This window comes from Mesorhizobium sp. WSM4823 (assembly GCF_055811195.1).
On the sequence record NZ_JBVVQL010000018.1, the window covers coordinates 42,735 to 57,400 of the forward strand.

At 60.1% G+C, this 14,666-nt stretch carries 9 protein-coding genes and 1 pseudogene; 7 read left to right on the forward strand and 3 right to left on the reverse strand.

What is annotated here, in order from left to right; all coding sequences use genetic code 11:
* Positions 1-1,547 precede the first annotated feature (1,547 nt).
* From AC0L26_RS28760 to AC0L26_RS28775, 4 genes and pseudogenes are all read left to right on the forward strand, one after another.
* On the forward strand, positions 1,548-2,765 hold the full coding sequence (locus tag AC0L26_RS28760; RefSeq protein ID WP_473635607.1) for a cytochrome P450: 1,218 nt from the start codon (positions 1,548-1,550) through the stop codon (positions 2,763-2,765).
* A gap of 46 nt (positions 2,766-2,811) precedes the next feature.
* Positions 2,812-2,982: pseudogene (locus AC0L26_RS28765) on the forward strand (ferredoxin); the annotation flags it as partial.
* 126 nt (positions 2,983-3,108) lie between these two features.
* Entirely contained in the window at positions 3,109-3,678 is a 570-nt protein-coding gene (locus AC0L26_RS28770; RefSeq protein ID WP_473635632.1) for a nuclear transport factor 2 family protein, read from the forward strand.
* Positions 3,679-4,108: 430 nt separating this feature from the next.
* Entirely contained in the window at positions 4,109-4,750 is a 642-nt protein-coding gene (locus AC0L26_RS28775) for a nitrogen fixation protein NifQ (protein WP_473635608.1), read from the forward strand.
* Here the strand turns inward: AC0L26_RS28775 and rpoN are convergent.
* Together rpoN and AC0L26_RS28785 are read right to left on the reverse strand one after the other, a co-directional pair.
* A complete protein-coding gene (rpoN, locus tag AC0L26_RS28780; protein WP_473635609.1) occupies positions 4,729-6,138 on the reverse strand; it encodes an RNA polymerase factor sigma-54 in 1,410 nt (469 codons plus the stop codon). The genes AC0L26_RS28775 and rpoN overlap by 22 nt on opposite strands.
* Positions 6,139-6,321: 183 nt before the next feature.
* Positions 6,322-6,855, reverse strand: a complete 534-nt coding sequence (locus tag AC0L26_RS28785; protein WP_473457759.1) for a redoxin family protein — start codon at positions 6,853-6,855, stop codon at positions 6,322-6,324.
* Positions 6,856-7,710: 855 nt separating this feature from the next.
* On the opposite strand from AC0L26_RS28785, the gene AC0L26_RS28790 reads away from it, so the two are divergent.
* A complete protein-coding gene (locus AC0L26_RS28790; protein WP_473635610.1) occupies positions 7,711-9,054 on the forward strand; it encodes an AAA family ATPase in 1,344 nt (447 codons plus the stop codon).
* A 706-nt stretch (positions 9,055-9,760) separates the two neighbouring features.
* Complete coding sequence (locus tag AC0L26_RS28795) at positions 9,761-10,924, forward strand: DUF418 domain-containing protein (RefSeq protein WP_473635611.1); 1,164 nt, start codon at positions 9,761-9,763, stop codon at positions 10,922-10,924.
* Positions 10,925-11,907: 983 nt separating this feature from the next.
* Here AC0L26_RS28795 and AC0L26_RS28800 read toward each other — a convergent pair.
* Positions 11,908-13,125 carry an MFS transporter gene (locus AC0L26_RS28800; protein ID WP_473635612.1) on the reverse strand — a complete coding sequence of 406 codons (1,218 nt, stop codon included), beginning with the start codon at positions 13,123-13,125 and terminating at the stop codon, positions 11,908-11,910.
* A 626-nt stretch (positions 13,126-13,751) separates the two neighbouring features.
* Between AC0L26_RS28800 and nifH the strand changes: the two genes are divergently transcribed.
* Positions 13,752-14,645, forward strand: a complete 894-nt coding sequence (nifH, locus tag AC0L26_RS28805) for a nitrogenase iron protein (RefSeq protein ID WP_404926324.1) — start codon at positions 13,752-13,754, stop codon at positions 14,643-14,645.
* The last annotated feature ends 21 nt before the right edge of the window (positions 14,646-14,666 follow it).

Genomic DNA, 14,666 nt, shown 5'->3' on the forward strand with positions numbered 1-14,666 from the left:
TCCGACCATCGCTGTGCCGCGAACGCAAACCAGGGCACAGCTGCGATTTGGGGGCCGCCGCGGATCGCCTCCAGGCACAGGCTCCATTCCCACGAGCGTATCCGCGTTTGGCGAGAATGGCCGCCATCGCTGCCGTTGCGGTGAGCCCCAACCCGAACCCCGCGGTAAAGCTGCTCAATGCAGGCACAACGCGTCCGCTGGCCGCCGGCGGGTGTGTGTCAGTCAATTTTTCGGGTGCCCGCCATCTACGGCAGCGGCGGCAGGAATTGGTCCAGGTGAAGTCGATTGGCGGCTGAATCAAATTTCCAGAGCACGGCCTCCACAAAGGCATCCTCGAATTTTCCATCAGCAGCAGGGGGCCTCGGCGTCTGATGCTGAGCTCGAAAAGCTAGCGTCCCGATGCTGATGCGCGGCCCGACATAGGTCTTCTTCCGCCTCTGGCCAAGGAAAATTGGGGCTTGGGCCGGCCCGAGTGCCACACACGGGGTGTTACACATGGTACTTGCTATGAGCGTCTGGGTCGTTCGCATTCCCCCCCGGTTAGATGCGCGTTCGCATCGATATGGAGGGCATGTTCGGAATCGGTGCGCGTTACAGCTGGTGGATGAATTTCAGCGCCAATGCCGTTGAATTGGGTAAACTGTTTTTGTCAGAGACTGGATATCGGAGCTTGCGGGCGCATTTCACGCGGAACTCGTGCCTGACGAGTTCGCGATGGAGATCATCGGCTCCGGCGGGTAGTTGGTTCCTCTTCCAAACTGCGCCCCTCCGCCTAGTATTTCACTGCTGTACGTATTTTCAGCAAATGCTGAAAGCCGGCCTCACAATGAAATTCTGTAGACGGCATTCACCAAATATGGGCTTGTTGGCACACCATGCGTTTGACAAAGATCCCGTCAAAAGCTAGGCGCAATTTCCCTCGAAATCCAGAAAATTAATGCCGGCTTCGGTGCAGATGTCCCGCGTCTGCGGCGTTAGCAACGGGGTGATAAAAATCAGAACGGCTTGCTTTTCTAGCCGCGCGGCTGACCGCTGTAGCTGGGAAATAGCGTCGCGAGCCTGACGGGCTGCCCTATTGATTTGACCTCAGCCAGCAATGTGCGTTTCAGGTCGGTCCTCGAGCCTCCCTCGGATTGGTCTCAGCAATCCGAGTTATCGAGAAAGTGTCGACGACGACGCAAAGCCGCTCGCTCGCTACGGCGCTTGTGGAGGGCGCGCGGCGAGCGGCTTTTCTGCCGCCGAGCTGCGTCCGGAGTGGCAGGTAACCTCGATCGATACTCGGCCTCGGTCCACTAGGCTCCCCGTTCGATCTGCATGCGCCATCCTGTCGTGTCTGGACCGGACAAGAATGTCTGATGCCCGCCAAATGGCAGCCCCATACGGACCGCCGCAACGCAGAATGAGCGGGGTGCCGATGGTGCGCTTGCTCGGCACGCAACTTGCTCGATTTTGTCATCGGAGGCATGTCGGCGGTGCATTGTGCCCAGCGGTGGCGAACAGCCTTGCGATCTCAACCGAGCGTAAACGCCTGAACTCAGGAGAACCAAATGGCGACCCAACCGGTTCCAGATCATGTCCCGCCGGAAATGGTAGGCGACTTCAGCCTCTTTTCGTCGCCAGGCATGGCTCCGGCGCCCAACGGCGACCCGCACGCAGCAATCGCTTGCGTGCATGCCGGACCGCGAATCTTTTATTCGCCCTGGAACACGCGTACCGGGGAGGGTGCTTGGGTCATCACTCGCGCCGCAGATCAGCGCCGGGTGCTGCAGGAGACCGAAAACTTTTCCAGTCATCGCAACGTCTTCGCATCCGCATTGGGCGAAGACTGGCCGACGATCCCGCTCGAACTCGATCCCCCTTCCCATGCAGTCTTTCGCTCATTGCTCAATCCGCTCTTTTCGCCGAAGCGTGTAACGGAACTGGAGCCCGCCATCCGCGAGCGAGCGATAGCGCTTATCACGAGGATCGCCTCGTCGGGCACAAGCTGCGATGTCATGAAGGATTTCGCCTTTCCTTTCGCGGTCAGCATCTTCCTTCGCTTCATCGGACTGCCGGAGCACCGTCTTGAGACGTTTGTTGCCTGGGCGAGAGATCTGCTCCACGGCGATGATGTGAGAAGGCCGGCGGCGGCTCGGACGATTGTAGCGTTCATAGACGAGCTGGCGGCGATGCGCCGCAAAAAGCCCGTTGACGATTTCATGAGCTTCATTGTGCAGGCGCAGGTCGAGGGCCGCGGGCTGACAGACCAGGAGGTCCGTGGCATTGGCGTGCTGGTTTTGGTGGCCGGGCTCGACACGGTCGCTACAGCCATAGGCTTTGACTTGGCCTATCTCGCGCGAAACCTGGAAGATCAGGAATTGCTCCGAAAAGAACCGGACCGGATCGTGCGCGCAGCCGAAGAACTGCTGCGCGCCTTTCCGACCGTCCATCTGATCCGCGTGGCACGAAGAGATATCGACTTCGAAGGCGCGCCGATCCGCAAGGGGGACTTTGTTTCCTGCGCCACAATGATTGCAAATCGTGACCCGGCGGAATTCGAAGACCCCAACACCGTCGATCTGACGCGAGAAGGCATCCGCCACGCCGCCTTTGGCTATGGTCCCCACCGTTGCCTTGGCTCACATCTTGCCCGCCGCGAAATTGTCATTGGCCTGGAGGAATGGCTGGCGCGCCTGCCGCCCTTTCGGATCAAGGAGGGAACAGCACCCATCACCCATGGCGGCCAACTGTTCGGGATTGAAAATCTGATCCTGGAGTGGGGCTAAACCTAGCCCGGCCTGAAGCCCGGGGGCACAGACGTTGGAGGTCGCCTTGCGCATCATCGTTCACCAAGCCAGATGTCAGGGTCATGCGCAATGCTGGGCGCGAGCCCCGGCAGTCTTCAAGCTGGACGAGGCAGGTTACATCCTGCCCGGTGACATAGAGGTTGCGAACGGGGAGCAAATGCTTGCGTCGGATGGGGTGCGATCCTGCCCCGAACTTGCGCTGGAAATCGACGATCCCCCCGCTGCGCGAATCGTTTCGAAGGCCACTCTCAAACCGAAGACAGAGGTCCCGGAACAGGTCAGAACCGCCGAATCTGCGACAGACCCGTCGGGCCAAGCAAGAATCATCGAACTGCTCGACCGCGAGGCGATCCGCGACTGCCTCTTTCGGTATTGCCGCGGGACAGACCGCGCCGATGAGGCGGTGCTGCGCAGCGCGTACTGGCCCGACGCGCATGACAGCCACGGGGCGTATCGCGGCTCGGCCGAGGGCTTCATTCGGTATGCGCTCGATGTCTTCAAGACCGGACCGCGCAACATCCATCAGATCACGAACATCCTGATCGAATTCATCAACGCGGCGGAGGCCACGGTCGAGAGCTATTTCACCGCGCTGCAACGCGGACCGGACAAAGACGGAGAAGTGCGTCAGATCTTTTTGTGCGGGCGCTACTGCGATCTGTTTCAAAAGCGGGAAGGGGAGTGGCGAATTGCCGAACGGACCGTTGTCTATGACTGGCTGGAGGAGCAGATCCCAACCTTGGTCCTGGAGGCAGAACGCTTCGGCACGCGACAGCCGATTGGAGCACCCTATCCGGACGATCCGGTCTATGCACTGGGCAAGCGTCGCATTGCTTCTCATGACGATGCCTTCACTACCACGCAACCGCATCAGTATGACTACGGACTGTGAAACTTCCAACGCCACCTCGACAACTCCAAGGGAAAGATGGGCCGGCAGGGAACCGCGCCACGCCGCGACCGTGCTCTGCTCTCCACCACCAGCGTACCAAGAAGGCCGGTCTGCGTCGCTTGCTGGAGCTTGGCAGAACCGCTCATCATCCTGAACCCGGGTCAGATCGTGTTACAGACCCGGTTGGGAAATTTCGACCAGGGACAATGCTGCCAGACCGAGCTGGGGAGACCGGATCATCCCCCATCAACAACGCTATGGGTCATGGTCTAGCGCGGTGACTTCGAAGGCCAGCTCGAGGCTTGGTCATGCGGTCGACCCGCGGCCGCTGTACTGGAGTCGAGCACGCGCCGGCGCGTTCCCGTAGTCGGACCCAGTGTTGGTCAAGGCTGGCCGCTGCATCGCGAAAACAAACCAGGAGAACGGGACCATGTCCGCCCATAAAGACGCATGTATCGGCGCCGGCCAATGCCCCGCCATCGAGCCGGAGAGGGGGTTCGACGAGCATGTTCTTGCCTGCGTTCTCTCGTGTGCGCTCAAAGAGGTCGAGGCTGGCGAAGCGACTGCGACGGAGTCGACAGGCCTGTCCCTCGCCGAGCTGCGCCAGGTCCTGCCCCGGGGTTTGTCCGCAACCGCACTGGCAGCCTTATCCTTGGAAGATGTCAGCGATCCTGAGCCGGGCATGGAGGAAGAACTTCTGCGCGACCTGCTGCTGGCGCATGCCCGGCCGAGCGAGCCGGCGAGCGCGCGCTTCGCCAAGATCGTTGCCCGGCGTGCCATGCACGATGACCATCTGTGGCAGGATCTTGGTCTTCTCAATCGGGCCGAGCTCAACCGCCTGCTTGCCACGCATTTTCCGATGCTCGCGGCCGGCAACACACGAAACATGAAATGGAAGAAGTACTTTTACCGCAAACTCTGTGAGGCCGAAGGGTTCTCGCTATGTCCAGCGCCCAATTGCCGGGAATGCCGCGATTTCGACAGTTGCTTCGGCCCGGAGGAGCACGAACGCGGAGAACGCATTACGTTTGATCTAGGGGCCACTCTTGATCACGAGGCCTTGAGGCCTTGATCGCCGTCGCGCCACAAGCGCTTTTCCCGGCGCCGCTGTATAGAGGAGGGGATGTTCATCGCCTCGCGATATTTGGCAACCGTGCGGCGAGCGAGATCTATGCCGCATTCCTTGAGCCGGTCAGCGATGTCGTCGTCAGAGAGCATGTTATCAAGCGATTCTTCGGCGACCATCGCTCTGATCCGATGGCGAACAGCTTCAGCGGAGTGCGCGTCACCGCCTTCGCAGGAGGCGATCGCGACAGTGAAGAAATATTTGAGCTCGAACACACCGCGTGGGGTAACCATGTACTTGTTCGACGTGACCCGGCTGACAGTCGACTCGTGCATGTTGATCGCCTCAGCGACCGTCCTGAGATTGAGCGGCCGCAGGTGGGCGACGCCATATTCCAGAAAAGCATCCTGCTGGCGCACGATTTCCGTGGCGACCTTAAGGATCGTCTTGGCGCGCTGATCGAGGCTGCGGATCAACCAGTTCGCGTTTTGCAAGCATTCATTGAGAAATGTCATGTCCTTCGATTTTTTGGCGGCTCGGCAGGAAACCTCCGCGACATAGCTTTGGTTGATCAGCACCTTGGGCAGCGTGTTCGGATCGAGTTCGATCTGCCATCCGCCTCCGGGCGAGCGCAGCACCCATACGTCCGGTATGACGCACTCCGGCGTTCCAGACTGGAATGTGTTTCCAGGCTTGGGGTCAAGCGCGCGGATTTCCTGCAGCATGTCGAGAAGATCTTCTTCATCGACGCCGCAGCGCTGCTTCAATGCCTGAAAATCGCGTCGCGCAAGCAGCTCAAGGTTGGCAACCAAAACCGCCATCGCCGGGTCGAAGCGGTTTTTCTCGCGCAACTGTATCTCGAGACATTCGCTGAGCGATCGCGCGAAGATCCCCGGAGGATCGAGGCGCTGCAAGACGCCCAGCACCCGTTCCACTTGAGCCAGCCCGACGTTTAGGGTCTCAGCCAGGTCGGAAGGACTTACCCGAAGATAGCCAGTGTCATCCAGATGACCGGCGAGCTGATGAGCTATCAGCCGCTCATGCGGTGTGAAGGCGGTGAGGGAGATCTGACGAGCGACATGGTCGTGCAACGTTTCGGCTAGGGCGACAAACTCCTCGTAGGCAGGCCGTTCGCCCGGCGTGGCGTTTGTCGCGCTCGGCTGGGACTTCCCTTGCCTGGGCAGGTCCGGCGATCCTGCCCAAGTCGGTCCTTCAGCCTCGCCGGACAGCCCTTCGTCTTTTGGCGCATGCTCCAGCAGCGGATTTTTCTCGAGCTCCTGGTCCACGAACTGATGCAGTTCGGCATGCGTCAGTTGCAGCAGACGAATCGACTCGATGAGCTGAGGCGATGCTGCAAGAGACTGTTTCTGAAGAAGGCTGAAGGACGATTTCATAATCGGTTCGGTGTTTCTGTCAAAGAAGCTCTTGGCCGTGGCTAATTGGATCCCTCACAGGTCGACGCTGCAAAGCCGCGTCACCGTTTGAACGACCTCACGGGCCGCGGGCTTCAGAGCCTCGCCCTTTGCGTCCCATAGCGTCGCCCAAAAAGCAGTTGCGCATGGTCGATCTGCACCAGGTCACGCCGCGTCCTTCAACGATTGAAGGACGTTCTGCGGGGATGAGACGCCATAGGGGTCGGTCTCGCAGTTATCGGAGAAACCTTCCTCCTCGAACCACTGCTCCACCACGCCATTGTTGAGCAGAGCCGCGTAGCGCCAGGAGCGCATTCCGAAGCCCAGATTGTCCTTGGCAACCAGCATGCCCATTTTGCGCGTGAACTCGCCAGACCCATCCGGGATCAGCTCGACCTTCTGCAGCCCCAGGGACTTTCCCCATGCATTCATGACAAAGGCATCGTTGACCGAGAGGCAGTAGACCGCGTCGACCCCTTGTTTCTTGAAATCCTCGTAGAGATCTTCGAAATTGGGCAGCTGGTAGGTCGAGCATGTCGGGGTGAAAGCGCCAGGGAGCGAGAACAGGATCACACGCTTGCCGGCAAAGTAGTCGTCGGATGTTTTTTCTTCCCAACGATATGGATTTGGCCCCTGGACCGAATCATCGCGAACACGCGTGAGAAACGTGACGAAGGGGACCTTCTTCTGACCGGTCATCAACTTGCTCCTTTTGAAGAAACTGGCGCACTGGATTTTACTGAGGCTGGCGGATTGCCGCGCTGGGGTGCTGCCGAGGTGCGAGACGATGCCTACGCGGCTTCCCACTCTTTCCCCCGTCGGATGTATGGGGAACGGCTCGGCTCCAGATGCTCGGATCTCCAAACCGGGCGATGCCCAATGCTTAGCGAGGACAACCGCCGCCGTCTTTGTCGATCGTTTAGAGCTTGGCGTGCCAGCCATGGTTCGGTATCGGCTTTCATCGTGTTCAATGGGTTCCGAGCACGAGCAGCAAGAGGCATGCCATTTGCAACGAAGCTGCTTCTGCACCAAAGTTTCGAGGTCAGGTGTGTAGCGCTTGAGCTTCCGCAGGCTGGCAAACGATGCACCATAGACCGCAAGCACATGCGCACGGCGCGGCCGCGGGCATCACCGCAGCGAAGGGGCACGGTGTGCGCGTAGCCGTGTTCGCAGAGGCATGACTGACGCGAACGCAGGCCTGTGGCAGCAGTTCATGGCGGCCTTTCTTCGGAATTGCCATGGTCCAGCGTCGATGAAGATCGAATTCGGCTCGGTCACGGTCATTGCGCGGTTTGCTTTCCAACGCCGGAGGCGTCCATCGAAACCTTCTTGTGTCGGAAACTGGACCAGAATTGTCGCAAGGCCGACCCAAACGTCAGGAACAAGTGCCGCTGATTAGCGCGAACCGGCAGAACGCAACGGAGTGCCACGGGCACGCAATTTGCTTCAATGATCTTGTCGGTGGGACGGGCGCGAATGCGAGGAGAGCCTAGCCGGCTCTAACGGCGCTCGATGCAGAGCTTCCGCTCACCTCAACTCGCAAAGGATTCTGCTGTGACCGATATCGATTGCTATGTCTGGCAAGCACTAATTCGCCATTTCAAAACCGATGATTTGACAGGTCTCGCCAGCTCGCGCCGAAAATTTGCTGCCCATTTGCTGCCGGACGTTCAAACTGTCATTGAAGAGCAGATTGCGCCCTTGTCTCCCAGGCTCATCGGCGTCCACCAGCGGCACCAGTCCGATGCCATGAAGCTGTCCGACATGGTCATTCGCGAGGGTGGAACCGTCATTGCGGTGACACCCTTGCAATATCAGGACATGGATATCGGCGAAGACGTGCCCTACGCGGCACTGCACAATGGCCTGTGGCTATTCCTTATCAGCGAAGAGCCTGTAGCGATCCTCCTGTCGCAGTTTTTTGACCGCTGGGGCGGCCGAACGGTTCAAGTGGAAATCGCTTATCTGCCTGGCGAGCATGCATCTGCCTTCTCGCGCGGATTTCTTAGCAAAATCCAGGCGGCAGGCGAAAGCTCGCAATACTACCGCAGCAAGGTTCTCTCTTTTGAATACGATGCACGCAACTGGGGGATGCGGGGAGCGATGCGGGTTCATCGCCTGCCTGCCGTACCCCGGGACGACGTGGTGCTTTCGGAAGCAACTATGGCGCGTCTTGATGCCAACATCTTCGACCATGATCGACACCGAGAGGGGTTGAAGCGCCTCGGCCAGCACGCGCAAAAGGGTATTCTGCTTCATGGTCCCCCTGGTACAGGCAAGACGCACGTCATCCGTTATGTTTCTGCCAACCTGCCCGGACGCACTACTATTCTGGTTACGGCTGAGCAGACAGCGGCGATTGGGTTCTACATAGCGTTGGCCCGCACGCTTCAGCCGAGCATCGTCGTACTGGAGGACGTCGACTTGGTGGGTCGGTCGCGAGAAAACGTATCTAGCCCGAACGCTGAACGACTGCTCAACCGTCTGTTGAACGAAATGGATGGTCTTGGCTCAAATGCAGATATCCTCTTCCTCCTTACGACGAATCGGCCGGACGACATTGAGGACGCGCTCGCCTCGCGCCCAGGCCGGGTGGACGAAGCAATTGAGATCCCGCTTCCCGACGCCGGCTGCCGCGAGCGGCTGATCACGCTGTATGGTCGTGCGCTCGTCTTCCAAGACGGAGCGCTTGCGGATGTCGTCGCACGGTCGGAAAACAGCAGCGCGGCCTATATCAAGGAAATGGTCCGCCGTCTGGCTCAACGGAGCCTGGCACGGGATGGCGGGGATGTCGTCTCGCGCGAGGATGTGGAGATGGTCTTCGGCGACACCGAAACTTTGTCGAGCCGTCTCAAGAGGCGGCTTGTCGGCCTCGGCGAGAAAACCTCAACGGGGTAAAGAGCAGAAGATGAGAGTGGCTGCTGCAGCTGGTGTTCTGCTGCGCTGGTTTTTAATGCTGAGCTCTTGCACGGCGCGGAAGATGCCGCATAAGTCCGGCCTCTTCGGGCGGTCATGCCCCTGCCAGGCCACCTGAGCGATCGTGCCTTGCCAAGCAAGACGCTTCCATCTCGCCGCAGTCCATTCCGACTCAGGTGGATCGCCCCGGTGAGCCGTCGGCCTCAATTCCCGCCGGGTGAGCTTGCCACCGGTCTTTCCGAGGCGCAAGCGCTTCCGTCCGCCGCTCTGCGGGGCCCAGGAGGCCCTGAAACCCGATCGTTTGGGCCTTCATTCTGTTTGGGCGGATCTAGAAGGTGATCTGGCAGGGGGGCTTTGCGCTGCCGGTTTACCACCGGGCTGAAGCTGGCCGCGATCACTGGGCCCGCGCGGCATGCTGGTCGGATAATCCGCTGTCGCTGCGCCTCTCGCAGCCTGTTCAGTGAGCCCCCGGGCCGGCCATCCGTCCAACACGTCGGCTCCGCGACACAGGTGTCGGAATTGTCAGGTCCGCGCCACAGTCTCGGGGGCCTAAGTCTTTGATTGCCGCAGGCTATAGCTCGATCTGTCGGATTTGGCACGAGCTTTGCGCCCTGGGGCGAGACCCCGGCAGCAGCCGACGGCCCTCCTATCGTCCCGCGATGGACGCAACCAACGAAGGAATTCCACTATGGCAATACCGCACCGCATCTTCGGGAGCGGGTCACGAGACGGGTGGGCTGCAGCTCGGCTGGTCGGCATCGACCTTGCTCGCGGTTTGGCAGTCTTCGGCATGTATGCCGTCCATGTGGGTCCCCTAAACGGCGAAGGAGTGGTCGGGAGTGTGATGGACTTCGCCTTTGGGCGCTCGTCCGTCCTGTTTGCCGTAATAACCGGGTTTTCGCTCATCCTGATTACCGGCCGCAACCCGCGGAAATCGACGCTAGCCGGTAGACAGGCCATTGCCAAGGTTGCAATCCGCGCCCTTATCCTGCTCGCCCTTGGCGAAATCCTCACCTATGTCAACGCGCCTGTCGCGGTCATTCTGGCATACTACGGCGTCTGCTTCCTGTTGGTCCTGCCGCTATATCGGCTCAGCGCACAGCGGCTCGGGTTGCTCGCGGCGGTGACAGCATTGGTTCTCCCGCAGGTGCGTTTCCTCCTTCTCAAAATGCTTGGCTCCGGGAGCTCAGACCCCGAGGTGTTCACCCTCCTGGTCAGCGGCACTTATCCCGCCTTGACCTGGGTTCCTTTGCTGATCGCCGGCATGGCCATTGCGCGCTTTGACCTTCGCACGCGCGCAATGCATTTGCGCCTTGGTGTAGCCGGCGTCGCGCTGGCCGTGTTGGGCTTCGGAGGATCCTGGCTTGCGCTGCATTTGATGCCTGGCGTAAGCGCAGAGCTGGCAAATTTGCAAGAACTTGACGTGAGTCCTCACCACTGGTGGATGCTGGATGTGGACGAGCTCACAGCGAGTTGGCTATGGATTGCCTCGCCTCATAGCGAGACGACGTTTTGGATTTTTGGCAGCGCCGGTTGCGCAATGATCATCGTGGCGGCTTGCTCGCTTGCTATGGATGCGCTCCCGTTCGTGCGAAAGCTGGTCTCGCCAATAATCGCGGTCGGTTCGATGCCTCTGACGGCCTATCTTCTGCACATTCTGGGAATATTTATGCTTGGAAGAGCTCACTCGCTGTCCGCGTTGTTTGGCTTCATCGTGGTTGTAAGCGCTTTCGCGGTGCTTTGGCTGCGCTTATTCCCGCGAGGACCGATGGAAGCGCTGATGGGTTGGATCGCAGATCGAGCGACGCGACGTCCGCTGAGCACCACGTCGCCCCGACTTTCGGATCGATAGTGACGCTCGCCAAAAAAAGCGAACCTGACCGACGACATAGCTGGTACCTAGAAAATCGCCCGCTCCGTACCATCTGGGGGCAATCGCCAAGCCTTGCAACCATCGCCTTGCGCGCGGCTTTGAGGATAGAAATCCAAGCCTTCTGGCGGCATTGTCCGTGATGTGTTTGACCATCGCCGCAGAAGGTCCTTAGTTTCGGACTGAACGAAGCGCTGTCGATCTCCACGATCGGAGGTTGCGAAACCAGCAAAACGCCGTTCCGGCGCTGAAGCGAAGTCGCATTGCGATGAGGCGGCGGCATGCGCAGGTGCTTGCCAAAGCTGTCGCTGTCGGTCGACCATACCCCCTGGCGTGGCAGAGCTCGCTGATGGGCTACCGATCCCGTACATCGCATTCGCTTGCCGTCGACAGCAAGCTGGTCAGGTCGCTCTCAAAGAGAGGATTAACGAGTTGACAGTGAGTTGACGCTTGGTAAATTCCTTTGGCGAGCGACATTCTGCGTGCGCCTTCTCTTTGGCCGGCATTCGCGCAGCCTATCGTGTGGGTTGGAATTGAGATTAGGGCCATGCAGGTGTGCTGCCGGGAATGCTGTTCTCTCAGCGGCGGTTTCGTAGGATGGTGGCGCGCACAAGTCGACCTACGGTCGGCCCGGCGTTTCGCGCGGAGTTCCAAATCGAGACCTGGAGGGTGGGCACCTCAAGAACGGCGCCCGGTCGCCCCCGCTGCCAAGCGCGACCGCGCTCGCCCGGGCTGCGTAACCTGACCAACTCCGCCCGGGCGAACGCTGATGCACTGCCCGGAGCCGCGAACGGCTAGGGCCGGCGAGGCGCCCGGTACTGGTCAAAGCCCCCTCGGCAGTAGCCCGCGATCCATGTGGCCTAGGCGAGACCAGGCCTGACCGACAAAGTGTGGGGCAGGATCGCGCCGCGTGGCTGGTGCGGCTGCATCGCAAGCGCTGAGCTGTGGGCCCGCCCCGTCAGAGGTTAGGTTGCGCGTTTCGGCCCGAATAGGAGCACTGTGAGGGCGGCAAGGAAAGTGGCAACCGCGCTGTAGGCGAACACACTGGCGACACCCGCATTATTCACAAGCAGTCCGCCGAAGATCGCGCCGGCCGCGATGGCAATTTGGAACGTTGAGGTCATCAGCACACCGGCGCTTTCGGCCTGTTCGGGAACGGCGCGCAGCACCATCCAAGTCTGTACTCCCACCGGGACCGCACCGAAGCCAAAACTCCATACAGCAACCGCAATGGCCGAGGTGAAGGCCGATGCTCCAGGCATCAGCAACGAGACAGCGGCTATCGCCATGAGCAGCGGCGGCAGCGCCGCGACCGCCTTGAGGCTGTGTTTGGCCAGGAACGCGCCGGCTAAATTCCCGAAGAATCCGCATACCCCCGAAACGAGCAACAGCAGCGAGATCGTCTCGATATGGAGCGCGGGAATCATCTCGAGATAAGCCCGGACATAGGTGAAGCTGGCGAAGTGCCCAGAAGCCACCAGCAGCACCACCAAAAGCGCGACCTTGATGGTTGGCTTCTTGACCACATGCAGCAGGCCGCGGATTCCAGCCATTTCAACCGGCGGCAACGTCGGAAGGGTTACGAGTTGCACCAGCAATGTAGCGGCATTGACGGCTGCGGCGATCATGAAGGTGGCTCGCCATCCCCAGATGTCGCCGACATAGGCGCCGATTGGAGGCGCGCAAACGATAGCGACCGACACGCCGGTGAGGATGATTGATAGTGCGCGCGGCAGGAGGTGATTTGGAACCAGTCGCATCGCCAGCGATGCCGAAATCGACCAGAAGCCTCCAAGCGCAATGCCGAGCACCACGCGTGCCGCCAGGAAAGCCGGCAGCGACCACGCGACCCCTGCCAGAAGGTTGGACAGGATCTGAAGCAGCATCATCGCCCACAGGACGACTCTGCGGTCGAGGCGCTTTGTTATGAAGGCGATCAGCGGCGCGGAAATCGCTGCGGCAATCGCAGTCGCTGTCATCGTCTGTCCAGCCGCACCCTCTGTGATATGCAGATCATGCGCGAGCGGCGTCAGCACGCTGGCAGGCAAAAGCTCTGCCGCCACCAGCCCGAAGGTGCCCAGGCCAAGCGATATGACCGCGCCCCATCCAGGACGAGATCGTCGATCCGGCTTTTCTGGGCCGTGCAGAAAAGTCTCCATGAAGCCTGTCGCAGATTGGGTCATGAATAAGCTCGCCAGCTTGGGTGCAACTGCAACATGGGTTGGCTGCATTGACCGGCATTCAGGAGCACGTTGTTGCCGGCCCCGCACGCAGGGAATGTTCATCGCTGCCCGACCTGTTGTGACAGCGCCGCGTGCAATATCAGTGCCGGGTTCTTCGAGCCGGAGGAGGATGTGATCGTCGGAGTCGTAGCATCACGCATGTTCCATGCCGACTTCGCGGGTCAGTCTCGAACAGCCATGCGCAACCAGCTACCGAGCACGCATGTCTGATATCCCGCGGTGGGAGGCCCGCAAGCCGGCCGCTTTGCTCCGCCTGCAGGCATGCCAAAACTTCGGCTCTAGCTCGAAGGCCCAAGTTCTCCCGCTGTCCGATTCGGAGCTGACGCCTTGTGTCGGGCAATGTCGGGTCCGCTACAGGGCTTGTTCCGACAATCACTTCTCTGGCAGCAAAAAGTTGTTGGTGCTCAGGCTAACTCGCGGGCAACAACGAAAAATCCCTATTTGTTCTGGCCCAGTCTACTTGGCACGAGTTTTGAGACCCTTTCGGTGTGAGGCGGCAAGAGCTGCCCATCGGCATTCATATTGCGGCCAGCCGCGACGGATGGAACGAAGGAAGGAAATCTATAATGTCAGGTCTGCGTCAGATCGCCTTTTACGGAAAGGGCGGCATCGGCAAGTCCACCACCTCCCAAAACACGCTCGCCGCCCTGGTCGACCTCGGCCAGAGAATCCTCATCGTCGGCTGCGACCCCAAAGCCGACTCCACCCGCCTGATCCTGAACTCGAAGGCTCAGGATACTGTCCTGCATCTGGCGGCACAGGAAGGTTCGGTGGAAGATCTCGAGCTGCAGGACGTGCTCAAGATTGGCTACAGAGGCATCAAATGCGTGGAGTCTGGCGGCCCGGAGCCGGGTGTTGGCTGCGCCGGCCGAGGCGTCATCACATCGATCAACTTCCTCGAGGAAAACGGCGCCTATGATGATGTCGACTATGTCTCCTATGACGTGCTTGGCGACGTGGTTTGCGGCGGTTTCGCGATGCCGATCCGCGAGGGCAAGGCGCAGGAGATCTACATCGTTATGTCCGGGGAGATGATGGCGCTCTATGCCGCCAACAACATCGCCAAGGGGATCCTGAAATATGCCCATTCGGGCGGGGTGCGGCTCGGAGGCCTGATCTGCAACGAACGGCAAACCGACCGTGAGCTTGATCTCGCTGAAGCCCTGGCTTCCAGGCTCAATTCCAAGCTCATCCATTTCGTGCCGCGCGACAACATCGTCCAGCACGCCGAGCTCAGGAAGATGTCAGTTATCCAGTACGCGCCGGATTCCAAGCAGGCCGGAGAGTACCGCGCGCTGGCCGAGAAAATCCATGCCAATTCTGGCCAGGGCACCATCCCGACCCCGATCACCATGGAGGAGCTCGAGGACATGCTGCTCGACTTCGGCATCATGAAAACCGACGAGCAGATGCTTGCCGAGCTGCAGGCCAAGGAAGCGGCCAAGACGGCCGCCCAGTAACGACCGATATTGGTCGCCTCT